The following is a 26,817-nucleotide window of genomic DNA, read 5'->3' as shown; positions in this document are numbered from 1 at the left end:
GTCCTGGTCTATCTGTTCACCGGGCTCCTCATCATCCTGGTGATGCGGATGCTCGCCGAACTGGCCACCGCGAGTCCCGAGACCGGTTCGTTCTCGACCTACGCCTCCCGCGAACTCGGTTCGTGGGCCGGGCTTTCCGTCGGGTGGCTCTACGCGTATCACTGGTGCGTGACAGTCGCCTTCGAGGCGATCGCCGGCGCCGCGATCGCGAACCAACTGATCCCCGCCGTGCCCACCTGGCTGTACGCACTGATCTTCATGACGGCGCTGACCGGGGTGAATCTGGCGGCGGTCACCTCCTTTGCGCGATTCGAATTCTGGTTCGCGATGATCAAGGTGACGGCGATCGTGCTGTTCATCGGTGTCGGCGTCGCCGCAATCCTCGGCGTCCTGCCGCACTTCGATTCTCCCGGCACCTCGAATCTGCTCGGGCACGGTGGATTGTTCCCGAACGGTCTTACCCCGCTGCTGATCGCCACCCTGACGGTGTTCTTCTCGTACTTCGGCACCGAACTGGTCACCATCGCCGCAGGTGAGGCGAAGGATCCGGTCAAGGCGGTCCGCAAGAGCATGCGCAGCGTCGCCTGGCGAATCCTGATCTTCTACGTCGGCTCCATCCTCGTCGTCGTCACCCTGCTGCCGTGGGACACCGCCGAGGTCACCAAGAGCCCGTACACCGCCGTGCTGAACCTCCTCGGCCTGCCCGGCGCGCACACCATCATGAACCTCGTCGTCCTCACGGCGGTGCTGTCCTGCCTGAACTCGGGCGTCTACTCCTCCTCCCGGATGCTCTTCTCGCTGGCCCGCCGCGGGGAAGGACCCCGGGTGCTCGCCCGGACCGGCAAGTCCGGAGTTCCCGTGAAGGCGGTGCTCGCGGCCTCCAGTGCCGGATTTTTCGCGGTCATCGCGAACTACTTCCTGCCCACCGGCGCCGTGTTCACCTTCCTGCTCAGCTCGTCCGGCGCCGTCGCCGTGGTGGTCTATCTGTGCATCTGTGGCACCCAGATCGTCGGTCGCCGCAAGAAGACGGCGGAAGAGAAGGCTGCGCTACCGGTCAAGATGTGGGGCTTCCCGTACCTGTCGTACGTGGTGGGTGTCGTCCTGCTCGCCATCGTCGCCGGTATGGCCTTCACCTCCGCCACCCGGACGCCCTTGGTGCTGACCGCGATCGTCACCGCGCTGGCCGTCGCTGCGGGCCTGATTCATCAGCGACGCACCACCGTTCCCGCCGAAAACAGCAACACCAGACTGGCCGAATCCCGTCAGCAGTAGCCCTCGCGCACAATGAGCGTGGGGTGCACCCGATCGGGTGCACCCCACGCTCCTGTGTGCGGACCGGGCGTGGATCGGCTAGTGGTGCTTGCCTGTCGCGGCATCGGTGACGTACACGCTGAAGCTKCTCAAGAGCTTCTCCTCCTCCAGGAGGGTTTCGCGCACCCGGTGTCCGAGAAGCTGTGCGACGCCGCCGGACATGGCCTGAGCGAGCGAGGTGAATGCTGTCATCGACCGCAACACCGAGGCGCTCGACGCGTCGATGTAGAAGGTGTCGTGCGCCGACGCGGCAAGCGGAGAGCTGGCATTGTCGGTGAACGCGATGACGTGTGCGCCACTGTGCCGCGCCCACTCGGCGGCCCGGACGGTGTCGACGCTGTAGCGGTGGATGGACATCGCCACGAAGCAGTCGCCCTCGCGGACCCGACGCAGGTCGTCGGTCAGCGAACCGACGCTGGCGTTGACCGTCTCCACGTCCTCGCGCAGCATGCGCAGCAGGTATCCGAGCAAGTACGCCGGCGCGTGGCACTTGCGCAACCCCATGACGTGCACACGCGGCGCGCGGGCGAGGTGCTCGACCGCTGAATCCCAGGTGGGATCCTCGATCCGGGCGAATGTGCGGGCAATGTTGGCCTGATCGAGCGCGACGGCCTGTTCCAGCAGTCCGGCTCCCTCCGCAGCCATGTGCTCGAGGTTGTCGAAACGACGCAGCAGCTGCGCCTGCTCCTGGAGGCGTTCGCGGCACAGGCGCGTCAGCCCGGGGTATCCCTTGAGTCCCAGCCCCGTCGCGAACCGTACGACGGTGGCCTCGTTGACGCCGACCGCGGCCGCGAGCTCCGAGATGGTCATGAACGCCACCGCCTCGGGGTCGGACATCACCCGTTCGGCGAGCTTCTTGTGCGACGGCGACAACTTGCCCTCGCGCTGACGAATCTCGGTGAGCAATTCCTCGAAGGTCGCAGGACCCGCCGACTTGAACTTCGTGGCCATGCGCGCCCTCTTCTCCTCGAAAATCTGTGGTCGATCACTGACGAGCTAACGCCATCGTAGTAGTTGGGAACTTGCTTCTAGACGTGCTACTGCAATTGCCGTTGCACTCTTCGGGTGTTCGTTTCGAAGCGGCTCGTATGCGTCTGCCGTGATGCCTGCACGACCGCTCACGGGCGATTGAGTGCAGGCGGTCCAGGGTAGTCGCCTCAGTAGGCCGCACGGTCAAGTCCATCCGTGGGAGTCGACGATGATGATCAGAATGCAGGTCGCGATCGCGGTGATCGTGGGATATTGGCTGGGCCGAGCCCGCCACACGAAGCTTGCCGCGGCGGGTGCCGGACGCCTCGCCGGCAGCCCGCAGGAGATGGTCGACCACGCTGCCACGCTGTTGGAGGCATCGCCCGAGTTCGCCGCCCTCGACGAATCGGTGCGTGGTCAACTCCTCGACGCAGTAAAGGTGGCGGCCGTGACCGCAGGCACCACCCGGAGCGACGTCGACATCGACCGTTTGCTCCCACACAGCGGTGACGAGATCCTCCGGACCGCCCAAGACCTGGCCGTGGGCGCCGTGGACCAGGTCGACGATCTCCCCGCCGATGACGTGGAGACCGACAGAGACGACGACACCGACGACGAGGAACCGGTCGCCGACGCGTCCGTCGCCGACGCGTCCGTCGCCGACGCGTCCGTCGCCGACGCGTCCGTCGCCGACGCTTCTACCGCAGATGAGGGGAGTGCTGCGGCGCCTTCACCGTCCACTGCCGAGGTTCGAGCCTGGGCCCGCGAACACGGCTTCCCCGTCTCCGACCGCGGACGACTACGCGCCGAAGTCTGGGAGGCCTACACCGACGCGCACCCCGAGCGTTAGGCCCGAGTCTCGGGAGCCAGCACGATGTCGAAATTGGTTCTGGCCCAGCTACGGTCATTCAGTTCGCGTCCATCCGGGGTGGGTGTGCCGGCGGGTTGCTACTCGAAGTGGGTGACCAGCGTCCGCTGGTGCGGTGCGGAGACCATGAAGTGCAGGTGCGCTGCCCGCACAGGGGAGCGGCCGGTGGCCTCGAGCATCCGGCCGACCGGACCGTCGTGCGGGACCGGTGTCAGCCCCCAGAATCGGTACCTTCCGTTGTCGTCGGAATACCGGTGGGCCCGGCCGGCGATCCGGTGATCGTCGTACTGGACGTCGTAGTAGCCGTCCTCGTCGCATTCCCACACCTCGATGCGGGCGTGGGGGACGGGACGGCCGTCGGTGTCGGTGACGCTGCCCTCGATCCAGCACGGTTGTCCGGTCGCACCGCCGGCGATGTCACCACCGCAGGATATTTCGGGTGCGTCGTCGACGATGAACGGACCGAACACGGTCGCCTCTTGCGCGATGTCTCGGTCAGCCCCCACACGTTCGTCCTTCCGAGCCGGCGTAGGTGGTCGGGACCGCCACGATCGGCAGCCCCGTGGTCAACGCCACCGCTTTCGCGAGCCCGGTGGCCGACCCGCCACCGACGCAGACCACGACGTCGACGTCGACGTCGACGTAATGGCCGCTGTCCGGGCCCGCTCGGCCACCCCCACCGGCACGTGCATCACCACCTTGTCGTGGCGATGCACGACCGGCAGGTCGGTGACGACCTGTTCGGCGCGCCCGGCCTCGGCCGCCGAGGCGATCACCATAACCCGGGACGCGTCCAGCCGGGGTACCTCGCCGGCGAGCATCGCCCGCGCCTCACCCGTGGCGAAACAGACACGCTGCGGCAAGGTTTCGTGTTCAAAACGCATGGTGCGTGTTCTCTTCGCTCAGTGAGAGCCGGTCGGCGAACCAGTCGGCGACGACGTCGTTACGTTCGTCGGCGTGGTTGTAGAGGGTGTGTTCACCGTCGTGCCACACCCGCAGGACCACGTCGCCGCCTGTCGCTCCGTCGAGGAACGGTTGCTGATCCTCCATGGTCACGAGGGGGTCGGCGCCTCCGTGCAGCACCATCAGCGGGCACCGGATCGACTCCTTGTCCGGGTCGAAGCGTAGGCGGGCGAAGTTCGCGGTGATCGCGGCCTCGTCGGCGGTGCCCAACATGGCGGCGGCCTGCTCGGTGAAGGCGCGGAACGGGAGCAACCGGGGCGCGGCGAACGAACCGTTGACACAGCATGCGCGGACGGCGGGATTGCGGGCGGCAGTCAGTGCCGCGAACAGTCCACCGACACTGTTGCCCCACACCCCGACCGGGCCACCGGACTGCTCGGTCGCGTAGCGAACGAAGTGGCCGTACGCGGCGGCCACGTCGACGTCCAGGTAGATTCGGTGCCGCAGCCGCGTCTCGCCCTGCCCGGGGCCCTCGGCCAGTATGGTCGCCACTCCACGTTCGGCGAGCGCGTCGGCATAGCGCAGGTACGTCGCACCCCACCCGCTCTGGCCGCCGAACACCACCACCGTGCCCACCGGAGTGCCTGTCGGCTTGACATGCCAGCCGACCAACGAGCTACGTGCGTAGGGCAATTCGACCTTCTTCATCGACGACGGAACCACCGCGGCTGCCGCGGCGACTGCGGCGCCGAATCTGTCGTACAGCTCCCGTTTGCGGTCGGTGTCCGAATTGATCGCCATCTGCGCGAATACGAAGGCGGCGGCCGCGGCCCGGAACTGGCGCCGGGCGGTCACCGCGTGTCCGGACCCCAGCGCRCACTCGGCCAACTCCAACCGGTGCTCACCCAGGCGCTCGGCGGCCACATCCCAGCGGTCACCGGCGACGATCGCCTGCTCGAGCAGGATGACGTCGGCGTGGAGCATGCCGCCGTCGAGCAACCGGGTCGCCGGCATCGCGCGACGGTGCGCCGCATTCTCCGCCGAGAGCCCTGTCTCGATGACGGTGTCGGTCACAGTGCGGCTCCCTCGGGTCGGCGGGTCGGCACTCCTACAGTTCCCAACGCGGCACGCAGGCCATCGACGAGTCCAGGAAGCTCGTGCATCGTTCCCGCGCCGTAGAGATGGAAATCGGGGCGCGCGAGGAACGCCTCGATTCCGTGCGCGGCCAGGTAGTCGGTGTAGGTCCCGTCGACGTCGGTGATCGAATGCGCGCTGCCCGGCTCGGTGGTTGCGAGGACGGCGCCGAGCGAATTCAGGAAGGCCAGGTGGTCGGCATCGAGCACCGCGCGGGGATCGGTTGTCGTGACAACGACGAAGCCCCACCCGAATACATCGTCGAATCGGCCCACTCGGTCTCCGACCGCGATGACGCCTTGCGGTGACAACGTCCCTGCCAACGACTGCGGAGTCCCGTCCTCCCGGGTGGCGATGACCCCGGTCGTGACGATGGGAAACGGTGGCATCGGCGGAATGTCGCCGCGCCGGAACGCGGCATCGCGGGCGGCCGCAGCCTCGGGATCCTTCAGATTCGCGACCCGGCCGAGTTCGACCGCGCACCGCTGGATGACCTCGACGTGGGGACGGCGTTCGGTCTCGTAGGTATCGAGCAGACCGTGGCCCGCACGCCCGGACAAGACCAGATCCAATTTCCATGCCAGCGCGATCCCGTCTCGCATCCCGGAGCACGCGCCCTGGCCCATGTACGGCGGCATCGTGTGCGCGGCATCGCCGGCGAGCAGTACCCGGCCGCTGCGCCACCTGTCGGCGGTGCGGGCAGAGAAGGTGTAGATGATCTGCCGCAAGATCCGGATGTCGTCCGGTCCCAGGCCGTGCCGCTCACGGAACCACGACCACGCGAATTCCGTGGACTCCATCTTCTCGGGATCGTCGCCCGGCAACACCGCGACCTCGAACCGCTGTCGGCTGCGTCCGATCGGCATGAACATGTTCGGGTGCGCCGGATCGCAATACTGCCGAGTGACCTCGAACTCGGGGCCGAGCGGACGGAGACACTCGGTGTCGATGTTCAACCAGCGGTCCTCGACGTGTAAATCCGAGCGTTCGACGCCCAGCGCGTTGCGCACGAAGCTGTTGGCACCGTCCGCGCCCACCACATACCGCGCTGTCACGGTCCGGTCCTCGGATCCGCTGGCCCACTGCTCGTCCCGGTCCCGCTTCCACGGCCGCACCACGAGCGTCACCTGGTCGGGCTCCTGCTCGACGGCGACGACACCGACTCCCTGGTTGACTTCGACATTCGGGTACGACCGGATGCGCTGATCGATCGCCGACTCGATATCCGGCTGGTACATCGAGTAATGGGCCTCGAACCCACTGGACCGCCCGGACCAGTCCACTTCGAGCAACAATTCGCCGTCGCATCCGCGCCATTCGTACACCTGTTTCGGGGAGGCATCACGCAGCGCGAACTCGATATCGCCGGCGGCCTGAACGATCCGCGCGGTCTCGCCGTCGATGTGAGTCAGGCGCGGAAGACCGTACAGATCCGGCCACCGCTCGAACACCACCACTCGGTGGCCCGCGCGACCGAGAAGCGACGAGAGCACAAGACCGGTCGGCCCGTATCCGACCACCGCGACATCGAAATCTGCAGACACCACAACTCCTTGCTACCTGGGGCTTTCTGCCCGATGCGATGAAGCTACGAGGGTGTGATCCAGGTCGCTATCCGCAACGCGCCAGAGGTAGCCGCATCACGCCACGAACTTCCGGCGGCGGTCCCGGTGCCCGCCGGGGATACCATCGGGATGACCGGGCGCTCGATCGGACGAGGTTGACGTGGGCATTCACCAATTCGATATGCACGATCCAGGACACGCCTCCGCGTTGCCGGGCCCACTGGCGCGCCACGACACACTCGCCACCGCCAGCGTCGACGAGTTCCGCCACCAGGCCTCCAGCCTGCTCAGCGAACACCGCATCCGTCGCATCGACGCGGTCGACACGGCGCCGTTCCGGGGCCGGGTGCGCGCGGCGTCGCTCGGCGATCTGCAACTGGTCTATCTGGAACAAGGCATCGGTATCGACGTCGACATCCTCGAACACCTCGACTACTACGACCTGATGCTCGCAGTGGAGGGCACCAACCAGATCACCTGCAACGACGCTCGCACACACGTCGGGCCTGCCCACGCCGCACTGCTGTCGCCGAGGATGCGCGCCCGGATGCAGATGGACGCGTCCTACCGGCAGATGCATCTGCGCATCGAACAACACGCCCTCGACCGTCGACTGGAGTGCCTGATCGGACGGTCCGCTCCCGGGCCGGTGATCTTCGATCTGTCCGTGGATCTGACGACGCCCCAACTGTCCACCTGGATGTCGTCACTGCAGGTAGTGATCCGCGACCTCGACGCGGAGAGTGGACTCACCGCCCACCCCCTCGCGGCTGCGAGCGTGCAGGACATGCTGCTCACCGGTCTACTCCTCGCACAGCCACACACCTACTCGGCAGTCCTCCACGACCACGATCAGCCTCGGCTCGCCCCCCGCGCACTCGCCCGCGCCGTGGAGTACTACGAACAACACCTCACCGAGTCGATGACGATCGGTGACGTCGCCCAGCACGTCGGTGTCAGCGTGCGGTCGCTGCAACGCGCGTTCCAGGAGGATCTGGGCACGTCACCGAGTCGCTATCTCGAGTCGCTTCGACTGGCCCGGGTCCGGGAGGATCTTCTCGCACCGAACGGGCCGGACACGGGGTCGGTGACAGACATCGCCTACCGGTGGGGCTTCGTTCACCTTTCCCGATTTGCGGCCGCATACCGGCGGCGGTACGGCGAAACCCCCTCTGCCACAAGGCTCCGAGCGAATCACCATTGATGCGTGGATCAGTGGATGTAGGCTTCTCGTGATGCCGGGGTGAATTGTGCTGCAATGCAAGGCTGTACGGTCCGCACTGAGGCGACGTGGGAGTTGTGCGGGTTCGTGGTGCAGCCAGGCGCAGCCCCCGCCAACGATGGGAATCAGCTGGCAGGGGCGCTACACGGACAGCCTGCACGTCGTGACGAGCGGCGTATCAGTGATTTTCGTGAGACGCAGCGTGGAAGTCCATAGAGTGTGACCTATGCCATTGCATAGTTTTCCGACTGCCTGAATTACCGACCGGTAGGTGCAATTCCGAAGTCCGTTATCCGGCAACCAAGGCGAAACGCGAACATGTGACATGAAACACACGTAATTCTGCGGAGAAGTCCGACGTTCGGGAGCGAGTTGTGGTGCTGTCTCTTCTCGAGGCCCRACAGGGGTATGGGTGTAGGTATATCGGCCGTTGTGCCGGTGGCGAACTCGGGTGAGTGTATGTGGTGCACCGTCACCGACGTGGCAGTCAGAACCCCTGCATGTGAAAGAAAGAGTTTGTCATGGCACGGATCAGCAAGAAATCGGGGGCCGATCTATTGGATGCGTTGCGTGTCAGTGTCGTTGGCACCGTCGTGTGCGCCGGACTGGTCATGGGCGTGATCGTCGTGGCGATGTGGAATTTCCCGGTGCCGGGCGTGTAGGCCGGCGGTGACTCTTGTCCTTCGCTAGTTCCGGCGGTCCGAGGGTGCAACATCGGGCGGCCGTGTGGCGATATAGCTGACGGGGATTGGTTGTGCCCGTGGGTGCGGGTGGGCGGTGACAGACGTGCGGCACCTGTGGCGGGCGTCGTGTGGTGTGGAAGGAATTGAGAATGTTCGGGACGGGTTTGGGCGCGATGGTGGGCCTGCTGGTGGTTGCGCTGCTGGTGGTTCCCGTGTCGTTCGGTGTGGCGGCACGTGCGGATGCGAAGGCCCGCCGTCTGTCGGGGCCACCTGCGTCCGATGCGAATGAGGGGCGATCGGTCGCGGTCGCGGAAATGACCGGCCGGTGCAATCAGTGGCGGCAACTCGCCACCCAGGCGTGGCTGATCTGCGGCGGCGCCTCGCTGGTCGCGGTGGTGGTCGTGGGTGTGCTGATCTGCGTCGGGTGAGGACGGCGGGCGCCGATCCGTCTGTGAATGCGGTGATCGGTCGGGTGAACCGAAGCGGCCCGGTCGGAGTGGATTTCCGCTCTGACCGGGCCTCGCCGTGACGTATGGAAAGACACCGCTTCGGTCCCCGCCGCGCTCGTGCGGTCGGTGGATCGCAGCGCAACGGACTGCTTCAATCACCCTCGGCCGGTATGGATTTGGCGGGCGAAGAGTGCATCGGCGCGGTGCACTGGGTGTGTACCGTCGCGAGGAAATGGTAGATCCACCGGCGGGCCGCATCGCAGAGGTGTGATCTATGCCACACAGGTATTTCCGTGTCGGGCGATGGGCTCCTTCGGGGATCGGGGGAGTTTCGGTCTTGCACATACAACCGATTGGTTGTATGTTTTGGGTGTGTCAGAGACAGATGAGGACCGGGCCGATGCCCTGTTCCACGCGCTTTCCGACCGAACGCGGCGCGACATCATGCGTCGCGTGCTGGCCGGAGAACATTCCGTCTCGGCACTGGCAGCGAAGTACGATATGAGTTTCGCTGCCGTCCAGAAGCACGTCGCCGTCCTCCAGAAGTCCGGCTTACTCGTCAAACGACGCAGCGGCCGTGAACAACTCGCCACGGGCGATGTGGAAGCAGTGCGCGCGGTGTCGTCCATGCTCGCCGAGTTGGAACAGGTTTGGCGTGGACGGATCGCCCGCATCGACGAACTGATCGCAACGGAACCGCAATGGAAGGAATGAACGATGCCTGTCACCAATGTCAGCCAGGACACCGATGCATTGACCCTGACCATCACCGCCGAGTTCGCCGCACCCCGAGCACGGATCTGGCAGATCTATGCCGATCCCCGCCAGCTCGAGAAGATCTGGGGCCCGCCGACGTACCCGGCGACGGTCGTCGACCACGAGTTCGCCCCCGGCGGTCGGGTCACGTACTACATGACCGGCCCCGAGGGTGACAAGCATGCGGGCTACTGGAACATCGTCTCCGTCGACGAACCGACCGGCTTCACCTTCACCGACGGATTCGCCGATGCGGATTACACTCCGATCGAATCGATGCCGGTGTCCACCAACGAGTTCTCCTTCGAGGACAAAGGCGGCAGCACCGTTGCCACCTACGTCAGTACCTATGCGACCGCCGAAGGTCTCCAGCAGGTGCTCGACATGGGCGTAGTCGAGGGTTCCTCGCAGGCGATCGGCCAGATCGACGATCTCATCAGGGGTTGAGCGTACCGGTTCACTGTCGCCGCCTCGCCGTCCGTGTGCGAGGCGGCGCCTCCAATCCGATGCGGGATGCGGTCACACAGTGATGAGATCGTCATGGGGCAGCACCGACGGGAGGGCGTCCGATGGCCGAGATCAGCGTGAGCGCGAGCGAGGTACGTCTCGCATTGTCCAGGTTCGAACAATTCGCCGGATTGCACGGCGACGTCGCCGTCCCCATGCCGCTGATTCGAGGCGCCGAGGTGATCGCCGACCCGTTCGCGAACATCCGGGGTGTGCGGGCACCGGGTCTGGGAATTCCGCGGCGTCTGTGCATCGGGACCTGGCGCGGCAGGGGAGTGCGCTCCTTCGTCGCGGCGCGGTCGGGTGTCCCGGCGATTCGCGTGCGCACCCTCGGACGGGGCTCGGGAGCGGAGTTCGACGAACTGATCGTGACCGTGCCCGATGCCGTTCGCGTCGCGGCGCAGATCCGCGACGTGCTCGATGTCGAACGAGTGGGAGTATCCGAACGCGAGGTGAGGTTCCGGTCCGGCGACGGCACCGTACTGACCGGCACTGTGACGGTTCCGGCGGGTGCCGAGGGCGGGCCGGCGGCGGTGATCCTCACCGGGTCCGGCCGACTCGATCGCGACGGCGACCACGCAAAGCTCCCGATCGGTGTGAGCCGTGCCCTCGCGGACGCGTTGGCTGAGAAAGGTGTCGCCTCGCTGCGATACGACAAGCGCGGGGTCGCGCACTCGGGCGGCAACTACCTGTCGGCTGGCCTGTCGGACAACATCGCGGACGCCGCTGCCGCCGTCGACTGGTTGGGCACGACAGGGGGATTCGGACGCAATTCGATCGCGGTCATCGGGCACAGCGAGGGCGCCTGCCTCGCAGTGGCGCTGGGAGCAGATCGGGGGGTCGACCCGGCGGCAGTGGTGCTTCTCGCGTGTCCGGCGGTGACGGGGCGGCAGGTGCTGCAATGGCAGTCGGGCAAGGCCGTCGACGGCCTGCCCGCTCCGGTGCGGGCGGTCCTGCGGGCACTGCGCATCGATGTGAAGGAAAGGCAACGCGCGGCGCTCGAGAAGCTGTCCCGGAGCACCACCGACACCGCGCGGATGGGTGGTCGCCGGGTGAATGCGCGCTGGTTCCGAGAGTTTCTCGACTTCGACCCGAAACCGCTGTTGCGGGAGAACCCCGCGCCGGTCCTTGCGATCACCGGAGCCAAGGACGTGCAGGTGGACCCGGCTGATCTCACGGCGATCGCCGAACTCGTGCCCGGCCAGGTCGACACCGTCCGGGTTCCGGACCTGACGCATCTGATCCGACGTGACACGGCCCCGCCGTCGCTGCGCGCCTATCGGCGACTCGTGCGCGACGCCGTGGATCCGGAGGTGCTGTCGCTGGTGGCCGACTGGACCGCCGGCCACCTGCGGCGTGCTTGAAGCAGTAGGGATCCGCCGTACGCTATCGGGCCGACAGGTTGTCGATGATCTGTGCGACGTGCTGGGCGCTCATCGGGCTCTCGTCGAGGGTGTCCGCGCCGGGCCGCAGTCCCGCGATCATGATCGCCATGGTCCGGCGCCACCCTGTGTCGGTGACGCCGCGGGTTGTCGCGACGACGCCGCGCACGGACCAGAAGATGAGATCCAGGTCGGCGTCGGCGGCATCCTCGCGGATGCGCCCGTGTTGCTTGGCTCGCGCCAGGAGTTCGAACAGGATCCGTCGGTACTCGTCCCGCAGAATCGTGGTCTCGTCGTCGTTCCACATACGGGACAAACATCCTCGGTTCGACGCCAGGATGGCACCGGTACCATACAGAACCTGCTCGAGGCCTTCGCCGTCCGGCGCGGACAGGGCTTCGTCGGCAAGGGCCAGGAAGTCGTCGTATACCTGGCGAACGAGCTCACTGACCAATGCATCCTTGGTGGGGAACCGGCGGTAGAGGGTGCCGATTCCGACGCCGGCGACCCGGGCGATCTCGTCGACTCCCACATCCAGGCCGCGCTCGCTGAACACGGTCGCTGCCGCGTCGAGTAGCCGCTGCCGATTCTCCGCGGCGTCGCGGCGCAGCGCCCTTTCGCTTCCCCGAATCCTCATGTCGGACTTCATTCGGATTCGTCGCCCACCAGAGTGCCTCCCGCGACCATCGCGAGTTCCGGGTGCCGCAGTGCGGCCGACTCCTCGAGACGCGTGGTCTTGTCCCGCTTCATCGCCGGGATGAACATGGCCGCAACGGCGCCGAGGCCCACTGCTGTGCCCAGCATGACGAATCCATGGGTGTAACCGGATTCCGGCGGAACTCCCGCGGACGACGCCCCCGCGGTGACAATGCTGGCCATGAGTGCAGCGCCCACAGAGCCGCCGATCGTGCGGATGTTCGCGTTCATACCGCTGGCGACACCGGTCTGTTCGGGTGGTACCGCTGCGACGACGACATTCGACATCGCCGAGAAGGCCAGTCCGAAGCCGATCCCGATCAATGACGTGGCGAGGTAGATGTCGATCTCGGTGTCATGCGCGAACGCCACCACGAAGTAGCCGATCGCACCCACGATCGACCCTGCGATGAGCAGGACTTTCGAACCCAGTCGAGCCGCCAGGCGGCCGGAGGCGAGTCCGAGCAGGAACATTCCCACACTCAGGGGCAGCAGCATCAGACCCGACTCGGTGACCGAAGCGCCGAAGCCGTATCCGGCGGACGTGGGTGTCTGCAGGAACTGCGGCAGGAAGCCGAATGCGGCATACATGCCGACGCCCATCAGCAGAGCCAGCAGGTTGGCCGCCCAGACGCTGCGGACCCGCATCATCCGCATGTCGATCAGCGGGTTGGCGGATCGCGCTTCGGCGACCACCCACGTCACGACGACGACCGCGGCGGCCACCAGAAGCCCGACGACGATCGGTGAGCCCCAACCCCACGTGGGCGCCTGACTCACACCGAGTAGTAGCGCGACCAGCCACCCGGACAGCAGCAGCGCGGTGAGCCAGTTGATCTTGCCGGCAGTGTGCACGGGGGAGTCGGGGATCAGGATGTGCGCGGCCACCCCCGCGAGGACGACCATGATCAGCGGAATCCAGAACAGCCAGTGGTAACTCAGCACCGTCACGATGGGACCGGCGAGGACGATGCCGAGACCTGCACCGACAGCGGTGAGTGCGGCGATGATGCCGACTGCTCCCGCCACCTTCTCCTCGGGGAACTCGTCGCGGATGATGCCGAACGCCAAAGGCAGCACACCGCCACCGATGCCCTGGATCACCCGAGCCGCGATCATCACCGGCAGGGACGTGGCGAGGGCGGCGAGCAGGGACCCCACCGCCAGTGCGGTGAGTGCAACGACGAACACGCGCTTCTTCCCGTGCATGTCGCCGAGGCGTCCCATGACCGGGGTGGAGATCGACGCCGACAACAGGTAGGCGGTCAACACCCACGTGACGTCGGCCTGAGTCGTGCCCAGCGCCGACTCGAGGGTCGGCAGCACCGGAATCACCAGCGACTGCAGAAGGGCAAAGGCGCCGACACCGATAGTGAGAACGGCAAATGTCAATTGATAGTGCGTCCGCGGCGAAGCGGTTTTCATGAATACTCCCAACAAAGCGGAGCGTTCACTCCGCATATCGGGAATCTATCATTCGACGCGATGCGTGTGCGTGATCCCGGTCAGTTGGGACCTTTGCGTCCGACGAGGTGGATTCATGGCCGGCCAGACTTTCCCAGCTGCCCTCGCCCACCACTCCGCGATGTTGGGTTCACATCCAGGGCATGTCGGGATCGAGCGGGTGGGAGATCACGCCGTCGTCGGGCTCGAGGGGGTAGTTCGCCGGGTGGAACTGGGCGCTCGAGGATCCGAAGAGGTCGGTGCCGCCCGGCTGGGTCAGCGTGGTGCCGGGCTCGACCAAGGTGACCTGCGGGGGCCGGTCCTCGTCGGGGGCGTCGCAGGAGACCATGGGCCAGGCGTCGGCGCATCCGATGCGGTCTCGTACCTGGACGGTGTACGGGGAAACCGCGTGTGGAGCGACCCCGTCGGCGGGTGCGGCGCCAGCGGTGGCACCTTGCGCCATCAACACCCCCAGTCCTACGGCGACGCCTGCGGCGGCTGCGACGGCGGTGCGGGTCTTGATCGAGGTCATCGTGTTACTCCTGCCTGGTGGGTGAAGTCCGCGTCTTGCGAACGACACCAACTCTGCTCCGGGAGCGGGCCGGTGGTAACACCGACAGGGTGGTCATCCCGCCACCCTGTACGGGGTCGAAATCCACCCCTCGGGGTGGTTCCTCGGAGGACAGCGGTTCGGTGCTACGGCTGTCGAACAGCCTGCACGCGCCGTTCGAGGGCCAGCACGCAGAAGCCGGCGACGACGAGGACAATCGCCATCGCGAAGAAGACCTCGCGGGGCGCAATGCCGGCGCTCAGCGCGGCACCGACGATCAGAGGGGCGGCGATTCCGCCGAGTCGGCCGATTCCGAGTGCCCACCCCACTCCGGTCGAGCGCATGTCGGTCGGATAGAGGACTGTCGCCAGGGCAATCACGCTCATCTGACCGCCGGTGACGCATGTCCCCGTGAGAAACGCCGCGACCAGAAGGGCCACGGTGCTGCCACCGCCGAGCACCCATCCGAGCAGGGCCACGAATCCGGCGCCGACGAGATAGACCGTTCCGAGTGTGCGAAAAGGACTGGTGCGGTCCATGGCAGGGCCGATGAACATGGCCGCGGCGATGCCACCCACAGTAGTGAGAACAGTGCAAGCGATGACGACGCGTGACGATTCACCCAGAGAGCCGACGATTGTCGGAAGCCAGCTCTGGATGGCATAGAACGCCGCCAGATTCGCGCCGAAGGCAAGCCAGAGCAGAAGGGTGTTCAGCAACCACCGACCTCGTACGAAGTCGAGAATCATCGAGGCTTTCCCTTTTCCCGCGGGGTGGCTGTTGTCTGTTGCGTCTGTCAGGACGATGGCGTTGGAGGGCAAGGCGGGATCGAGCCGGCGCAGGGTGGCATTTGCGCGATCGCCGGCGCCGCGTAGGAGCAGGTATCGGGGGGACTCCGGAAAGTAACGCAGCAAGAACATCAACAGCACCAAAGGTACGGTGCCCCCGACGATGAACATCGCGCGCCATCCCCACAGCGGAATGACGAATCCGGAGACGACCCCGGCTGCGACGAATCCTAAGGCGTACCAGCAATAGATGAACATCACGAAGGACGAGCGTCGCCGTGCCGGTGTGAACTCACTGACAATTCCGACGAGACTGGGAATGGTAGCGCCGAGTCCAGCCCCTGTGAGGAATCGCAGTGCGATCAATTGAAGCGGCGATTCTGCGAATGCGCACAGCAGAGTCAAAATACCGAACATCGCGGTGCAGACGATGACCGCGCGTCGCTGTCCGGATCGATGAGCGAGCGGTGCCAGGCACAGGTAGCCGACCATGAGGCCGACGATGGCCGCGGAAAAGATTGGCCCGAGGGAGGAAACGGGCAGCCCCCACTCGCGTGCGATGGCCGGGGCCGCGAAGCTGATCGACTGGGTGTCGAAGCCGTCGAGAAACATGACTGCGCCTGCGAGAGCGAGGAGGAGGTAGTGGAAGCGGCCCACGGGCCGCCCGTCGATGAGTTCACCGACGCGGACCCCGGTGACGGATGCATGCGAACTGGAGAGTTCAGAGGCCATTGCGACTTCACTTTCGCTCAGGTGCGAGTTGAGTTGATTGTTGGTTCAGAGGCCCTCGTCACGCGTTGTCAGCTGTTCTGGGTGCGGACGGTGGATCGGGGCCGGTGATGAGAACCATAGAGACGTCTTTCGTTACAGTCAATAGCTGTAACGAAACACCAATTRCGTTACGCATCTTGACTGTAACGATACGTGAATCTAGGCTTCGACCGCTGGAGATCGGCGTGAACTCGGTGCGGGGCACTCGATGCCGCCGCGGCCGATCTACCCAACATCCCGAAGGAGAAATCATTGAGCACGGAAGATGCGGTCGCAGAGGCGATTCGCGTGGTACATCGTCTGTCGTCGACACGGGTGATCGGAGAAGTCGAAGCCGTCTCTGTGGGGCCGGTCGCTGGGAGGTTGCAGCGATGAACTCGTTCGATCTCGCCATGCTGCTGCTGCGCGTCACACTCGGCCTGACAATGGCTGCTCATGGATGCCACAAGATCTTTCTCGGTGGCCGAATTTCAGGTAACGCCAAGTGGTTCGAAAGCTTGGGTATGCGTCCAGGCATGCTGCATGCTCGGGTGGCTGCCGGGACGGAGATCGTCGCGGGTCTCGGCCTGGCGGCGGGCCTTTTCACCACCGCTGCGGCGGCAGTGGTGGTGGCGCTGATGCTGGTTGCCGCGTGGACGGTGCACCGCACCAAGGGCTTCTATGTCATGGGCTCAGGTTGGGAATACACTTTTGTCATAGCGGTATCGGCGGTGTGTGTTGCGGTGCTCGGTGCAGGACGAGTCAGTCTCGAGCAGTGGGTGTTCGGTGGCAATCCGGTCGATGGATGGGCCGGTCTCGTCATTGCGGCCGGTGCGGGAATTCTCGGCGGAGTAGGACAATTGGCGCTGTTCTATCGGCCCTCGAAGGTCACGGTGGGCGCATAGGAATGTGAAACCGGTTGTGGCCCCCACGCGAAACGCGTGGGGGCCACCGTCCTATGGGGAGTCTTCGTAGAAGGTGGTGAATGAGGCGACGGCTTCTCGGGGAGTGTGGTGCCGGCTGAGCCGGTGTTCGTTGTCTGCGTAACCCAGTGCAAGTCCACAGACGATCAGCTGGTCGTCGGGGATGTCGAGGTGCCGGCGCAAAACCGGGTAGAAGTCGATGAACGATGCCTGAGGGCAAGTGTCGAGCCCGGCGCCGCGGGCAGCGAGCATCAATGCCTGCAGGAAGAGGCCTGCATCTACGAGCGCACCGTCGAGCGGATTCCGACTGACCGTCAGGATGATTCCGACGGGAGCGCCGAAGAAGTCGTAATTGCGGCGATGGTGGGCCAGCCTGGCTGCCGAGTCGGTTGCCGCGATGCCTAAGGCGTTGCCGTACAGGCTCTCACCGAATCGACGTCGACGAGTACGAAACGGCTCCGCCCATTCGTTCGGCTTGGGCTGGTAGTTGTACTCCCGCGTACTTACACGGTCCTCGCAGTCGTGGGCGGCGAGAAGTTCTGATGTCAGGCGCGTCTTCACTGAGCCGGTTACGACATGAACCTGCCACGGCTGGCAGTTCGAATTGCTGGCCGACCGTGCGGCCAACTCGAGTAAGTGTTCGATGTCGTCGCGGGGTACCGGTGTCGGCAGGAAGGCGCGAACACTTCGCCTGCTCAGTAACGCCTGCTCGACTGTCATGTGTTCGATCGCACGGCGTACGGCGCGGGACGTTCGCGGGGCGGTGGTGGTCACATCACTCATGGAGCATGCGCCCCTTTCATTGATCAGACGGTGGCGGCGGGCGTGATGTCGTAGGAGATCCGCCCAGCCGGTAGGTAGAACAGAGCGATCAGGGCACCGCCTCGGACCTCGGGGTAGTGGTGGCTCCCCGGCCCGGGTGCGGTCCAGCCTGCGCCGCACCATCCGCGCGGACCGGCCAACTCGGCGCCGGGATCAAGGGGCACTACCAGGTTGAGTTCGCCATACGGATGCTGGTGGTACTGGCCCCGGTACCGGGAAATGCTGTTCATGTAGACCGCGGTGACGCTGAAATAGTGGAGTTCCTCGCTCGGCGATGCGATTCGGCTGCGGCGATACCTCGGTCCGTCGAGCTCCACATTCGCCGCCCACCCGTCGTCGACGCCTTCGGTGATCATCCGAGCCAGGTCGTCGTACAACTCCGTCCCGGGCCCGTAGTTGGTGTTGAGCCACCCCTCCAACTCTCCGCCCGCGGTCCGGTTCTTGACCTCGTCGAGAAACGGGATGCTGCGATCGATCAGGGCCTGACTGGGATTCATGACGCGCTCCTGGATGAGACTTCCGCCACGTCTGTGGCTACAGCCAGACTATGACGCAGTTAAGTTACAGTCAAGAGGTGTAACGTAACTGCGAACGGCGGCTCGATCGAGATGACAGCGCGATCCCGAAGCGGGGGGCAGGCTCGGTTACGATTATCGACCGTAACGGAACGAGCGAAGGGGTGGTCATGGCGGAAAAGGGAGTCGGCACGGATTCGCAGGAGGGTGCCGACGCAGAGGCCGCCGCCCGCGGGGGCCGGCCCCGCAATCCATCCCTTGACGACGCCATCATCCAGGCGACTCGGCGACGGTTGGTCGTCGACGGGTACTCGAGAATGACGTTGGGCGACATCGCATCCGATGCAGGCGTCACCCGCCCCACTCTCTACCGGCGGTGGCCGGGAAAGTTCGAACTCGTCGTCGACGCCCTCGACTTCGGCTTCCGCGCGCAACGTGCGACCTACCCGAACCTGGAACTCGCGAAATTGCGACCGTTCGAAGCCTTCACCGAGGCCATCCGGCGGGTCGACCCGTGCTACTTCAATCCGGACGCCATGATTCTCATGGGCAACTTCATGGGCGAGGCCTTCCGCACGCCCGAACTGCTCGAGATCGTGCGCGAACACGCAGTGGAACCACGGGTAGATCTGGTCGAACGCGTGCTCGACGATCTCCAAAGTCGCGGCGAAGTACGCGAGGACATCGACACCCACACCCTGGCCACCATCTGCTTCGGCAGCTATTACGCCGCCTTTCTCCGAGGTGACAGCGATCGCGAGGATCTGGCCGAGAAGGTTGCGGCGACCCTGTGGCCGGGAATTGCGGTCGTGCAAACGTAGCCACGACAGTCCCGTGCCCGGCTGCAACCACCTCACGCCTGCGTCGAGTTACTCCGCGTCGGCGCGGTGTGCGGTGCCGAAGCGGCGTTGGTAGACGGTCGGTGACATCGACAGCTCTCGCACGAAGACTCGTCGGAGACTTTCGTAACTGGGGAATCCGGCGAGTGATGCTGCCTGTGTTGCGTTGTGTCCCTGGTCGAGGAGGGCCTTTGCCAGGTCGAAGCGGATCAGTTCGACGTAGCGGGCCGGGGTGGTGGACAGTTCGGTTCGGAACAGGCGTGTGAGGTGTCGGGCACTGACGTTGAGGTGTGTGGCGAGTTCGGTGAGGGAGTGGTTCCCGGCGGGGTCCGCTGTCACCAGGTCCACGATGCGGCGCAGGGCCGGTGTTCGTGGTGGCGGGCCCTGGAGTGGGGCGGAGAATTGTGATTGTCCGCCGGCGCGCTGCAGGTAGACCACCAGGTGTCGGGCTACGTCGCGGGTCAGCTCGGGGCCGTGGTCTTCCTCGACCAGTGCCAGTGCCAGGTCGATGCCGGCGCTGACACCGGCGGAGGTGTAGGTGGTGCCGTCGCGAACGTAGATCGAATCGGGTTCGACGTGCGTCGTGGGGTGCCGGGCCGCGAGTTGGTGTGCGACTTTCCAGTGTGTTGTGGCGCGTTTGCCGTCCAGCAGTCCGGCCGCGGCGAGGACGAACGCCCCGGTGCAGATGGACCCGACCCGGGCGGCTCGCGTGGCGAGAGTGTTCGTGGCGTCGATCAGGTCGCGGGCGATGGCGGTTCGGGGGTAGATGTCGCCGCCGGCGACGAGGAAGGTGCCGGGGGCGGGTTCCGATTCGGCGTCGCCGTCGACGGAGAGGTGGATGCCGATCGACGACGCCACGTCGGCGCCGGTCGGTGACAGCAGCACGATCCGGTAGTCGGCGCCGCAGCGATTCGCTTCAGCGAACACCTCGGCGGGGCCGGCGACGTCGAGCAGTTTCACGCCGTCGTAGACGAGGATCGCGACCCGATGCGGGTGGGGGCTGGTGTCCACGCTTACCGCCTGTCCGGATTCGGGTGCTTCATGGCCGGGTCTGGGCGGCGCCGGCCCGGGATGTTCGGCATCGTAAGGGGACGGGCACACCGTCCGTTCTACAACATCGACATCTGGAAGGGCAGGGCCCATGTCCGAGATCATCGCAGGAGTGGAAATTCCCGAGACGCCGGCGGCGGCGGAGGCGACACGCCTCATCCGGGAGACGACGAACCCGCTGATCTTCCATCACTCGCGGCGGGTGTTCCTCTTCAGCACGCTCCGAGGCCGTGAGCTCGGCCTGCGGCCGGACCCGGAGCTGCTGTACCTGTCTGCGCTGTTTCATGACACGGGTCTGCTGCGTCCGTTCTCGGATGTCGAGCAGCGGTTCGAGCTCGACGGAGCCGATCACGCTCGCCAGTTCCTGCTCGAGCGGGGATTCTCGGGTGCTGCTGCCGAGGTGGTCTGGACGGCGATCGCGTTGCACACCACGCCGGGGATTCCGGGCCGGATGGGGGATGAGGTCGCTGCCACCAACTTCGGTGTCCTCACCGATGTGGTCGGGTTGGGTCTGGACGGTCTGGATCCGGGGCAGGTGGAGGAGATCACCGCTGTTCATCCGCGCGGCGATTTCAAGAACGAGTTTCTGCGTGCCTTCGTCGACGGGCTCAGTTACCGGCCGGACACGACTTACGGCACCGTCAATGCCGACGTGCTCGAACATTTCGTCCCGGGTTTCCGCCGCGTGAGCATGGTGGAGCGGATCATGGACTCGGCCTGGTCTGCATGACCGGCACGCACCGCCTACTCGAAGGGAACATCATGACCGGCGTGAATCTCAGCAAGCAACACCCGTCCGTATACAAGAGTCTGATGAAGCTGGACGCGGATGTGAAGGCTGCCCTGGAAACGGCGGGAGTGGACCCGCTCCTGGTGGAGTTGGTGAAGATTCGCGTCTCCCAACTCAACGGCTGTGCCTTCTGCCTTCGCATGCACACCCGCGACGCCCTGGCCAAGGGAGAGACGACCGATCGACTCGCGGTCGTCGCGGCGTGGTGGGAGGCGCAGTACTTCAGCGACCAGGAGCGTGCCGCGCTCGCTCTCGCCGAACAGGTSACCGCTCTCGCCGTTCCGGAACGGCGCACCTGGGATGACGGCTCGCTCACTGACGAGCAGGTGTCCGCGATCAGCTGGCTCGCGACGGTGATGAACGCCTGGAACCGGGTCGCGGTCAGCAGCCACTACCCGGTTGCGCCGTAGAGTCGCACGATACTGTCCGGCGACGGGTCGGTGTTCGTCGGCTCGGGCAACTCTCGTTGTGGATCTTCACGGGTCTGCTGCTCCTCTTCGTGATCCTGTGCATCCTGGTCGCCGTCGCGGTCATCACCCATGGGGGCGGCCATCACGGCATGATGCACTACCGATACGGTTAGGGGCAGTACGCGCGACGCGCCCCCGCCACCGCTTTTGGGGCAGTGAGCGGGGGCCGACATGCCGCTGGATCGGTTGCATCGAACTTGCAGCACACACTGAATGTTACTCGCATTCAGCGGCCGAACAGCGACGAATTCTGTTCTTTCCGAACATGTCTCAGTAATGCACTGTGCGGACTGTCCGCGCAACGACAGGCCGACGCGACTGGGTCGCGTCGGCCTGCACATCGTCGTTTGTGCCGGTGGACTTTAGTTGAGCTTCTGCGGCACACCGTAAGTCATGACCGTGTCACCGTCCGCGGTGACTGCCATGGCGTACGGACGGATCGTGACCGCACCGAGAGCGCCGGAGATGGAGCCATGAACTCCCTGCATCCTCACCGAGGCCGCCGGTCCGTCGAACTCCTGGCCCTCCAGGATCGGGACGGTGGTGATTCCGCCCGGCTCGAGGTCGATGTCGAGTTCCTGCGACGGAATGATGTCGCCGGCGAGTGTTGCGCTGGTGCCCGCGTTCAGCCCCAGCGTGAGGTCCGGGACGAGCCCGAGATCGATGCCGTTGCTCGAGCCGATAGCAAACCCGAGACCGGGTGTGTTCAGGACGATCGTTGCGCCTGCCAACGCGATCGGGTAACCGATCTGGTAACCGACGGTGAGTTGTGTGCCCTCGAAGGACGCCGCGTCCGGTCCGGTGATGTTGACCCCGGCATAGCCGTTGTGGAAGAACTCCACGCTGGTGGGCACGCCGTCGAGTGGCGGTACCACCTGGTACGAGGTGTCGCCCTGCAAGACCTCGATCCGGTTACCGGCGGCGTCGACGACCGAGCTGGAATTGTCCACGCCGGCCGACGCCGTGCCATTGCCCATGACCATAGCGAGCGCTGCGATGCCCGCGACCGCGACAGCGCGAGTGAAGCTCTTGTACCCAACGCGAGATGTGCTGATGTCCGTCATGCCGACCCCATTCAGAGTGCTTCAAATCAGAAGTGAAGAAATATGCGAAGCGTAGCCACGGGGGCGCACAGAATCTCGGTATTGATCAGAAGTTCACGACGAAGTTCCTGCGTCCGAGGGCTGCACGCTCGGCGGCCCGTGCGATTGGAGCATCGTCTCGGTAGGTTGACTTCATGCGTTATGGAGTGACGCTGCCACCGTTCATGGAGTGGTCAGACCCGTTGACGGTTGTCGAGATGGCCGCCGAGGCCGATGAGGCGGGCTGGGATGGCTTCTTCCTGTGGGATCACGTGACGTGGAACCCTGCCTGGGGTGGCACGCCGCCCATCGCTGACGCGTGGACGTGCCTGGCCGCCGCGGCGACCGCGACCTCGCACGTGTTGCTGGGGACGGTGGTGACGCCGCTCGCGCGTCGTCGGCCGCAGATCGTGGCTCGTCAGGTCCTCACCGTCGACCACCTCTCGGGTGGACGCGCGCTCCTGGGTGTTGGTTTGGGCGCCGACTACGACTTCGAGGTCTTCGGGGAGCGGCTGACTGCTCGCGGTGAGGTCCTCGACGAGTCGTTGGCCGTCCTGACGGCATTGTTCACTCGTGGGCCGGTCGACTTCGACGGCACGTATTACCACGTGCATTGTCCGCCGATGCTCCCGACGCCAGTGAACGGCGCGATCCCGATCTGGGTCGGAGGTCACTGGCCGAACCGGGCGCCGTTCGATCGGGCGGCTCGCTTCGACGGCGTCGTTCCCCGCAAGGCCGACGACGAAACGGGGCTGGTCACCACCGATGACCTCCGTGCGATCCGGGTCGCGATCGGGCGGGCGGACGATTTCGCATACGTGGCCAGTGGCTCGACATCCGGTCCCGATGATGTTGCCGCGGTATCGGAGTGGGTGGGGGCAGGTGCGACGTGGTGGCTGGAGAGTATGTACCCGTTCGGTGGGCGCGCCGGGCAGATGCGGGACCGTCTGCGGGCCGGCCCACCTCGCGTCCCGGGTCGGTAGAGACCTTGGGCAGGGGGTCTTCGATGCGCGTGTGTCGATGTCGGCGATCGTCACCCGGTGTTTCGGGGTCACCGGGGACGGTGTGAAGTGTCTTGCTCGGTGTCGAGTACTTCCTGGCTGGCGGCCCAGGACGCGAGGAGCTTGAGGGCGTCGGCGGTGGGTGTGCCGGCGGCGGCGGTGTAGATGTTGAGTTGGAGGCCCGGTTCGGAGGGCAGATCGAGTGCTTCGAAATCGAGGTCGAGTTGACCGACGGCAGGGTGGCGCAGTCGTTTTCGACCGCTGCGGTGGAAGCGCACGTCTTGTGATGCCCAGCGTTGCCGGAACAGTTCGCTCTGGGTGGACAGTTCCCCGACCAGAGCGATGAGCGCTTTGTCGTGGGGGTTGCGACCCGCTTCGAGTCGGAGCATGGCGGCGGCGTCCTTGGCGATCGTGTCGTAGTCGACGAAGAACACTTCGGCTTGCCGGGGATGGAGGTAGACGAATCGGGTGGTGTTGGCCGGACGGCGAGGGTCTGCGAGCACGGGGGAGTACAGGGCCCGGGCGAGGTCGTTCATCGCGAGGATGTCGTGGCGGCCGTTGCGGATCCACGCAGGTGCGTCGGTGGTGGCGTCGAGTATTTGCTGGATCGCCGGGCGAACCGTCATCGACTGGGTGCGGGGGCGACGGGTGCTGCTTACTCGCGATTGGCGGGCGAGGGCGAGGAGGTGGTCGCGTTCGGCGTCGTCGAGTTGCAGGGCGCCGGCGAGGGAATCCAGAACGCTGTCGGAAGCACCGGATAGGTTGCCGCGTTCCATGCGGACGTAGTAGTCGACCGAGACACCGGCGAGCATGGCTACCTCTTCGCGGCGCAGGCCTTTGACTCGGCGGTTACCTCCGTAGACGGGGAGTCCGCTCTGCTCGGGGGTGATGCGTGCGCGCCGCGTGCTGAGGAATTCGCGGATTTCGGTGCGCAGGTCGATCGAGCTCATGAGTCCACGGTAGGTAGTAACCGCTGGGTGTGGGAGGTACTGGCAGTACCCGGAACGTCCGTGACTCCCCGGACGACCCGAATAGAGGTCGACTGGAAGGCATGAAAGCGACGTACATGTTCGGAGCGGGCGATGTCCGCGTCATCGATGTCCCTGATCACACCATCCAATCGTCCACCGACGCTCTCGTACGGATCGTGCGGGCCTGCGTCTGTGGCAGTGACCTGCATCCCTACCACTCCATGGGTGTCGACCCTGCGGGCACGTCGATGGGGCACGAGTTCATCGGTGTCGTCGAAGCGGTCGGTTCGGACGTGCGGACGGTGCGGGTCGGTGACTTCGTCATCGCGCCGTTCGCGGTGTCGTGTGGCACCTGTGTGTTCTGTGCCCAGGGTCTGCAGACCTCATGCGTGCGCGGCGGGTTCTGGAACGACGCCGCGCTGGGTACGGCGGGTGGTCAGGCCGAAGCAGTCCGCGTGCCGCTGGCCGACGGAACGCTGGTCACGGCGCCGGTCTGCGAGGACGACGACGATGCGCTGCTCGACTCCTTGTTGACGTTGTCGGATGTGTACGGCACCGGCTGGCATGCTGCGGTCCGCGGAGGCGTCGGCGAGGGCAGTGTCGTGACCGTGATCGGTGACGGGGCGGTGGGATTGCTGGCGGTGCTGTCGGCTCGCCAACTCGGCGCCGAGCAGATCGTGTTGATGGGTCGGCACCAGGTGCGGACCGATCTCGGTCGCGAGTTCGGTGCAACCGATGTGGTCGCCGAGCGCGGCGAGGAGGGCATCGCGAGGGTTCGCGAGCTGACCGGCGGACTGGGCAGCGCGATCGTCCTCGAGGCGGTCGGTCACCGGCCCGCCTACGACCAGGCGGTGGGCGTCGTCCGCGCGGGCGGAGTGATCAGTCGGGTGGGGGTGCCTCAGTACGAGGACGCACCGGTCGGGTTCGGGAGCCTGTTCGGACCGAACGTCACGCTGACCGGTGGTCCGGCGCCGGTGCGCGCGTATATCGAGCGCCTACTTCCGGCGGTCCTGGAGGGCACCGTGCAGCCGGGGAGGGTGTTCGACCGGACCGTCGGCCTGGATCAGACGCCGCTGGGTTACGCCGCGATGGATTCCAGGGAAGCGCTCAAGGTCGCGGTCCGGCCGTGACGACCGGGGTTTCCGGTCGGGCTCCCGCTTTTCGGTGCCGCTCCCTTGCTCGTCGGGCTGGCGCCGACGGGATGGTGGATGATCGCCTCCCGTGCGGTGCAGGGAATCGGTGCGGCGATCGTCGCACCGACCTCGTTGGCGTTGATCACGACCTATTTCGACGGCGAGGCCCGCAATCGGGCGATCGCCTGGTACGCCGCAACCGCCGGTATCGGTGCCAGCCTCGGTCTCCTCGTCGGGGGTGCGCTCACCGAGTGGGTCTCCTGGCGAGCGGCGTTCCTGGTCAACGTCCCGATCGCGGTCGCGTTGATAGCGTGGTCCGGCACGGTGCTCGTGGAAACGCCACGTCGAACGGGGCAGTTCGATGTGATCGGTGCGCTCGCTGCCACACTGGGCATGGGCGCCGTCATCTTCGGGATCATCGAATCCGCCGACGCTGGATGGGGATCGGCCCGGGTGCAGGCTGCTCTGGTCGTCGGGGTGGTCCTGCTGGTTGCGCTGATCGTCCACGAGGGCCGGGTGCGGCAGCCGATCCTGCCCCTGCGGTTGTTCTACAGTCGCGAACGCAGCGGCGCCTACACCGCTCGGCTGCTCTACCTCGGGGCGATGATCCTTGAGTCTATCGGCGCAAACCCGGTCCTTCAGGTCATGGATAGCCGATCTGGATCTGTCGGACTGTGGGGCTGGTGTCTAGGTCATGGCGGGGAGGGTGGTGAAGCGGGCGTTCAAGTACCGTTTCTATCCGACTGCGGTGCAGGCGGAACAGCTTGCCCGAACGTTCGGGTGCACCCGGTATGTCTACAACCGGGCGTTGGCCGAGCGGACGCGGGCCTGGTCGCAGGAGCAGCGACGGGTCACCTATGCGGACACCTCGAAGATGCTCACCGGATGGAAGCGGGACACCGAGACGGAGTGGTTGTCGGAGCCGTCGAAGGGGCCGCTGCAGGAATCGCTGCGGCAGTTGCAGGGCGCGTTCGACAGGTTCTGGCGCACGCAGACCGGATACCCGCAATTCAAGAAGAAGGGCCAGTCGAAGGATTCGGCGACCTACTTCTCGAACTGCTTCACCTACCGCGGCGGGCAGATCCGGTTGGCCAAGCAGTCCGAACCGCTGGATATTCGGTGGTCGAGGCCGTTGCCGGAGGGGGCCGTGCCGTCGCAGGTGACGGTGTCGCGTAATGCTCGTGGTCAGTACCATATTTCGATTCTCGTCGAGGACACGATTCCCGAACTCGAGCCGGTCGATCG

General features: G+C 65.6%; 28 protein-coding genes and 3 pseudogenes. 16 read left to right on the top strand and 15 right to left on the bottom strand.

All coding sequences use genetic code 11. From position 1 onward, the window contains the following. Nucleotides 1-1,272 (top strand): amino acid permease (locus AC1DWT_RS37215; RefSeq protein ID WP_477924458.1); only part of this gene is annotated, 1,272 nt, incomplete at its 5' end. A gap of 78 nt (nucleotides 1,273-1,350) precedes the next feature. On the opposite strand, the gene AC1DWT_RS37210 is transcribed toward AC1DWT_RS37215, so the two are convergent. Then, on the bottom strand, nucleotides 1,351-2,262 hold the full coding sequence (locus AC1DWT_RS37210) for a MurR/RpiR family transcriptional regulator (protein ID WP_477924456.1): 912 nt from the start codon (nucleotides 2,260-2,262) through the stop codon (nucleotides 1,351-1,353). A gap of 247 nt (nucleotides 2,263-2,509) precedes the next feature. Here AC1DWT_RS37210 and AC1DWT_RS37205 point away from each other — a divergent pair, with 247 nt between their 5' ends. Further along, on the top strand, nucleotides 2,510-3,130 hold the full coding sequence (locus tag AC1DWT_RS37205; RefSeq protein WP_338051131.1) for an Lsr2 family DNA-binding protein: 621 nt from the start codon (nucleotides 2,510-2,512) through the stop codon (nucleotides 3,128-3,130). On the opposite strand, the pseudogene AC1DWT_RS37200 reads toward AC1DWT_RS37205, so the two are convergent. The 4 genes and pseudogenes from AC1DWT_RS37200 to mhpA all read right to left on the bottom strand — a co-directional run. Then, nucleotides 3,127-3,633, bottom strand: a pseudogene (locus AC1DWT_RS37200) (dioxygenase family protein); the annotation flags it as partial. The gene AC1DWT_RS37205 and the pseudogene AC1DWT_RS37200 sit on opposite strands and share 4 nt — an antisense overlap. Further along, a pseudogene (locus AC1DWT_RS37195) lies at nucleotides 3,627-4,032 on the bottom strand (iron-containing alcohol dehydrogenase); the annotation flags it as partial. The pseudogenes AC1DWT_RS37195 and AC1DWT_RS37200, both read right to left, overlap by 7 nt. After that, complete coding sequence (locus tag AC1DWT_RS37190) at nucleotides 4,022-5,125, bottom strand: alpha/beta hydrolase (protein ID WP_477924453.1); 1,104 nt, start codon at nucleotides 5,123-5,125, stop codon at nucleotides 4,022-4,024. The pseudogene AC1DWT_RS37195 and the gene AC1DWT_RS37190, both read right to left, overlap by 11 nt. Continuing rightward, nucleotides 5,122-6,729 (bottom strand): bifunctional 3-(3-hydroxy-phenyl)propionate/3-hydroxycinnamic acid hydroxylase MhpA, encoded by a 1,608-nt coding sequence (mhpA, locus tag AC1DWT_RS37185; protein WP_477924451.1) that lies wholly within the window; start codon nucleotides 6,727-6,729, stop codon nucleotides 5,122-5,124. The genes AC1DWT_RS37190 and mhpA overlap by 4 nt, the downstream gene beginning before the upstream one ends. Nucleotides 6,730-6,931: 202 nt before the next feature. Here mhpA and AC1DWT_RS37180 point away from each other — a divergent pair, with 202 nt between their 5' ends. The 6 genes from AC1DWT_RS37180 (at nucleotide 6,932) to AC1DWT_RS37155 (ending at nucleotide 11,731) form a co-directional block, all read left to right on the top strand. Continuing rightward, a complete protein-coding gene (locus AC1DWT_RS37180) occupies nucleotides 6,932-7,954 on the top strand; it encodes a helix-turn-helix transcriptional regulator (protein ID WP_095864048.1) in 1,023 nt (340 codons plus the stop codon). A 539-nt stretch (nucleotides 7,955-8,493) separates the two neighbouring features. Further along, nucleotides 8,494-8,634 (top strand): hypothetical protein, encoded by a 141-nt coding sequence (locus tag AC1DWT_RS37175; RefSeq protein ID WP_167372227.1) that lies wholly within the window; start codon nucleotides 8,494-8,496, stop codon nucleotides 8,632-8,634. Nucleotides 8,635-8,804: 170 nt separating this feature from the next. Then, entirely contained in the window at nucleotides 8,805-9,083 is a 279-nt protein-coding gene (locus AC1DWT_RS37170) for a hypothetical protein (RefSeq protein WP_206012416.1), read from the top strand. 393 nt (nucleotides 9,084-9,476) lie between these two features. After that, a complete protein-coding gene (locus AC1DWT_RS37165; RefSeq protein ID WP_072943269.1) occupies nucleotides 9,477-9,818 on the top strand; it encodes an ArsR/SmtB family transcription factor in 342 nt (113 codons plus the stop codon). Nucleotides 9,819-9,821: 3 nt separating this feature from the next. Beyond that, nucleotides 9,822-10,307 carry an SRPBCC family protein gene (locus AC1DWT_RS37160; protein ID WP_072943271.1) on the top strand — a complete coding sequence of 162 codons (486 nt, stop codon included), beginning with the start codon at nucleotides 9,822-9,824 and terminating at the stop codon, nucleotides 10,305-10,307. Nucleotides 10,308-10,429: 122 nt separating this feature from the next. Then, the gene (locus AC1DWT_RS37155; protein WP_206012415.1) at nucleotides 10,430-11,731 is read left to right on the top strand and encodes an alpha/beta hydrolase family protein; all 1,302 of its coding nucleotides are present in this window, start codon (nucleotides 10,430-10,432) and stop codon (nucleotides 11,729-11,731) included. Between the two features lie 22 nt (nucleotides 11,732-11,753). Here the strand turns inward: AC1DWT_RS37155 and AC1DWT_RS37150 are convergent, their stop codons facing one another. The 4 genes from AC1DWT_RS37150 to AC1DWT_RS37135 all read right to left on the bottom strand — a co-directional run bounded on the left by AC1DWT_RS37150 (nucleotide 11,754) and on the right by AC1DWT_RS37135 (nucleotide 15,958). Then, on the bottom strand, nucleotides 11,754-12,386 hold the full coding sequence (locus tag AC1DWT_RS37150) for a TetR/AcrR family transcriptional regulator (protein WP_477924447.1): 633 nt from the start codon (nucleotides 12,384-12,386) through the stop codon (nucleotides 11,754-11,756). A gap of 8 nt (nucleotides 12,387-12,394) precedes the next feature. After that, nucleotides 12,395-13,870, bottom strand: coding sequence for an MFS transporter (locus AC1DWT_RS37145; RefSeq protein WP_072943277.1), 1,476 nt, complete (start codon nucleotides 13,868-13,870; stop codon nucleotides 12,395-12,397). A 169-nt stretch (nucleotides 13,871-14,039) separates the two neighbouring features. Further along, complete coding sequence (locus AC1DWT_RS37140; protein WP_095863975.1) at nucleotides 14,040-14,420, bottom strand: hypothetical protein; 381 nt, start codon at nucleotides 14,418-14,420, stop codon at nucleotides 14,040-14,042. A gap of 164 nt (nucleotides 14,421-14,584) precedes the next feature. Beyond that, nucleotides 14,585-15,958, bottom strand: a complete 1,374-nt coding sequence (locus AC1DWT_RS37135) for an MFS transporter (protein WP_206012414.1) — start codon at nucleotides 15,956-15,958, stop codon at nucleotides 14,585-14,587. 410 nt (nucleotides 15,959-16,368) lie between these two features. Here AC1DWT_RS37135 and AC1DWT_RS37130 point away from each other — a divergent pair, with 410 nt between their 5' ends. Then, on the top strand, nucleotides 16,369-16,881 hold the full coding sequence (locus AC1DWT_RS37130) for a DoxX family protein (protein WP_072943280.1): 513 nt from the start codon (nucleotides 16,369-16,371) through the stop codon (nucleotides 16,879-16,881). A 51-nt stretch (nucleotides 16,882-16,932) separates the two neighbouring features. On the opposite strand, the gene AC1DWT_RS37125 is transcribed toward AC1DWT_RS37130, so the two are convergent. Both AC1DWT_RS37125 and AC1DWT_RS37120 read right to left on the bottom strand, forming a co-directional pair. After that, a complete protein-coding gene (locus AC1DWT_RS37125) occupies nucleotides 16,933-17,682 on the bottom strand; it encodes a nitroreductase (protein ID WP_083395868.1) in 750 nt (249 codons plus the stop codon). A gap of 23 nt (nucleotides 17,683-17,705) precedes the next feature. Next, entirely contained in the window at nucleotides 17,706-18,218 is a 513-nt protein-coding gene (locus tag AC1DWT_RS37120; RefSeq protein WP_072943282.1) for a DUF4863 family protein, read from the bottom strand. Between the two features lie 188 nt (nucleotides 18,219-18,406). Between AC1DWT_RS37120 and AC1DWT_RS37115 the strand changes: the two genes are divergently transcribed. Then, nucleotides 18,407-19,057 carry a TetR/AcrR family transcriptional regulator gene (locus AC1DWT_RS37115; protein WP_206012413.1) on the top strand — a complete coding sequence of 217 codons (651 nt, stop codon included), beginning with the start codon at nucleotides 18,407-18,409 and terminating at the stop codon, nucleotides 19,055-19,057. Between the two features lie 48 nt (nucleotides 19,058-19,105). Here the strand turns inward: AC1DWT_RS37115 and AC1DWT_RS37110 are convergent, their stop codons facing one another. Next, the gene (locus AC1DWT_RS37110) at nucleotides 19,106-20,086 is read right to left on the bottom strand and encodes a GlxA family transcriptional regulator (RefSeq protein ID WP_241031231.1); all 981 of its coding nucleotides are present in this window, start codon (nucleotides 20,084-20,086) and stop codon (nucleotides 19,106-19,108) included. Between the two features lie 130 nt (nucleotides 20,087-20,216). Here AC1DWT_RS37110 and AC1DWT_RS37105 point away from each other — a divergent pair, with 130 nt between their 5' ends. Then, a complete protein-coding gene (locus tag AC1DWT_RS37105) occupies nucleotides 20,217-20,855 on the top strand; it encodes an HD domain-containing protein (protein WP_206012412.1) in 639 nt (212 codons plus the stop codon). Between the two features lie 32 nt (nucleotides 20,856-20,887). Beyond that, nucleotides 20,888-21,325 carry a carboxymuconolactone decarboxylase family protein gene (locus AC1DWT_RS37100; protein WP_072943351.1) on the top strand — a complete coding sequence of 146 codons (438 nt, stop codon included), beginning with the start codon at nucleotides 20,888-20,890 and terminating at the stop codon, nucleotides 21,323-21,325. On the opposite strand, the gene AC1DWT_RS37095 is transcribed toward AC1DWT_RS37100, so the two are convergent. Further along, nucleotides 21,307-21,468, bottom strand: a complete 162-nt coding sequence (locus AC1DWT_RS37095) for a hypothetical protein (protein ID WP_170063575.1) — start codon at nucleotides 21,466-21,468, stop codon at nucleotides 21,307-21,309. The genes AC1DWT_RS37100 and AC1DWT_RS37095 overlap by 19 nt on opposite strands. A 279-nt stretch (nucleotides 21,469-21,747) precedes the next feature. Next, complete coding sequence (locus tag AC1DWT_RS37090) at nucleotides 21,748-22,449, bottom strand: MspA family porin (protein ID WP_072943288.1); 702 nt, start codon at nucleotides 22,447-22,449, stop codon at nucleotides 21,748-21,750. 173 nt (nucleotides 22,450-22,622) lie between these two features. On the opposite strand from AC1DWT_RS37090, the gene AC1DWT_RS37085 reads away from it, so the two are divergent. Then, entirely contained in the window at nucleotides 22,623-23,450 is an 828-nt protein-coding gene (locus AC1DWT_RS37085) for an LLM class flavin-dependent oxidoreductase (RefSeq protein ID WP_206012411.1), read from the top strand. Nucleotides 23,451-23,518: 68 nt separating this feature from the next. Here AC1DWT_RS37085 and AC1DWT_RS37080 read toward each other — a convergent pair whose 3' ends face one another. Beyond that, nucleotides 23,519-24,418, bottom strand: coding sequence for a helix-turn-helix transcriptional regulator (locus AC1DWT_RS37080; protein ID WP_206012410.1), 900 nt, complete (start codon nucleotides 24,416-24,418; stop codon nucleotides 23,519-23,521). A gap of 101 nt (nucleotides 24,419-24,519) precedes the next feature. Here AC1DWT_RS37080 and AC1DWT_RS37075 point away from each other — a divergent pair, with 101 nt between their 5' ends. The 3 genes and pseudogenes from AC1DWT_RS37075 to AC1DWT_RS37065 form a co-directional block, all read left to right on the top strand. Continuing rightward, on the top strand, nucleotides 24,520-25,569 hold the full coding sequence (locus tag AC1DWT_RS37075) for an alcohol dehydrogenase catalytic domain-containing protein (protein ID WP_206012409.1): 1,050 nt from the start codon (nucleotides 24,520-24,522) through the stop codon (nucleotides 25,567-25,569). Between the two features lie 15 nt (nucleotides 25,570-25,584). Further along, nucleotides 25,585-26,043, top strand: a pseudogene (locus AC1DWT_RS37070) (MFS transporter); the annotation flags it as partial. 223 nt (nucleotides 26,044-26,266) lie between these two features. After that, a partial coding sequence (locus AC1DWT_RS37065) for an RNA-guided endonuclease InsQ/TnpB family protein (RefSeq protein WP_477924441.1) occupies nucleotides 26,267-26,817 on the top strand: 551 nt, incomplete at its 3' end.

The organism is Rhodococcus sp. P4_B6, assembly GCF_056402215.1.
This window is presented reverse-complemented; position numbering and strand designations above follow the sequence as displayed.

Excerpts from the sequence above, each read along its gene's own strand:
- AC1DWT_RS37205 (WP_338051131.1), top strand. The coding sequence starts at position 2,510 with ATGATGATCAGAATGCAGGTCGCGATCGCGGTGATCGTGGGATATTGG.
- AC1DWT_RS37180 (WP_095864048.1), top strand. The coding sequence starts at position 6,932 with ATGCACGATCCAGGACACGCCTCCGCGTTGCCGGGCCCACTGGCGCGC.
- AC1DWT_RS37175 (WP_167372227.1), top strand. The coding sequence starts at position 8,494 with ATGGCACGGATCAGCAAGAAATCGGGGGCCGATCTATTGGATGCGTTG.
- AC1DWT_RS37170 (WP_206012416.1), top strand. The coding sequence starts at position 8,805 with ATGTTCGGGACGGGTTTGGGCGCGATGGTGGGCCTGCTGGTGGTTGCG.
- AC1DWT_RS37160 (WP_072943271.1), top strand. The coding sequence starts at position 9,822 with ATGCCTGTCACCAATGTCAGCCAGGACACCGATGCATTGACCCTGACC.
- AC1DWT_RS37155 (WP_206012415.1), top strand. The coding sequence starts at position 10,430 with ATGGCCGAGATCAGCGTGAGCGCGAGCGAGGTACGTCTCGCATTGTCC.
- AC1DWT_RS37150 (WP_477924447.1), bottom strand. The coding sequence starts at position 12,386 with ATGAGGATTCGGGGAAGCGAAAGGGCGCTGCGCCGCGACGCCGCGGAG.
- AC1DWT_RS37145 (WP_072943277.1), bottom strand. The coding sequence starts at position 13,870 with ATGAAAACCGCTTCGCCGCGGACGCACTATCAATTGACATTTGCCGTT.
- AC1DWT_RS37140 (WP_095863975.1), bottom strand. The coding sequence starts at position 14,420 with ATGACCTCGATCAAGACCCGCACCGCCGTCGCAGCCGCCGCAGGCGTC.
- AC1DWT_RS37135 (WP_206012414.1), bottom strand. The coding sequence starts at position 15,958 with ATGGCCTCTGAACTCTCCAGTTCGCATGCATCCGTCACCGGGGTCCGC.
- AC1DWT_RS37130 (WP_072943280.1), top strand. The coding sequence starts at position 16,369 with ATGAACTCGTTCGATCTCGCCATGCTGCTGCTGCGCGTCACACTCGGC.
- AC1DWT_RS37125 (WP_083395868.1), bottom strand. The coding sequence starts at position 17,682 with ATGAGTGATGTGACCACCACCGCCCCGCGAACGTCCCGCGCCGTACGC.
- AC1DWT_RS37120 (WP_072943282.1), bottom strand. The coding sequence starts at position 18,218 with ATGAATCCCAGTCAGGCCCTGATCGATCGCAGCATCCCGTTTCTCGAC.
- AC1DWT_RS37115 (WP_206012413.1), top strand. The coding sequence starts at position 18,407 with ATGGCGGAAAAGGGAGTCGGCACGGATTCGCAGGAGGGTGCCGACGCA.
- AC1DWT_RS37105 (WP_206012412.1), top strand. The coding sequence starts at position 20,217 with ATGTCCGAGATCATCGCAGGAGTGGAAATTCCCGAGACGCCGGCGGCG.
- AC1DWT_RS37095 (WP_170063575.1), bottom strand. The coding sequence starts at position 21,468 with ATGGCCGCCCCCATGGGTGATGACCGCGACGGCGACCAGGATGCACAG.
- AC1DWT_RS37090 (WP_072943288.1), bottom strand. The coding sequence starts at position 22,449 with ATGACGGACATCAGCACATCTCGCGTTGGGTACAAGAGCTTCACTCGC.
- AC1DWT_RS37085 (WP_206012411.1), top strand. The coding sequence starts at position 22,623 with ATGCGTTATGGAGTGACGCTGCCACCGTTCATGGAGTGGTCAGACCCG.
- AC1DWT_RS37080 (WP_206012410.1), bottom strand. The coding sequence starts at position 24,418 with ATGAGCTCGATCGACCTGCGCACCGAAATCCGCGAATTCCTCAGCACG.
- AC1DWT_RS37075 (WP_206012409.1), top strand. The coding sequence starts at position 24,520 with ATGAAAGCGACGTACATGTTCGGAGCGGGCGATGTCCGCGTCATCGAT.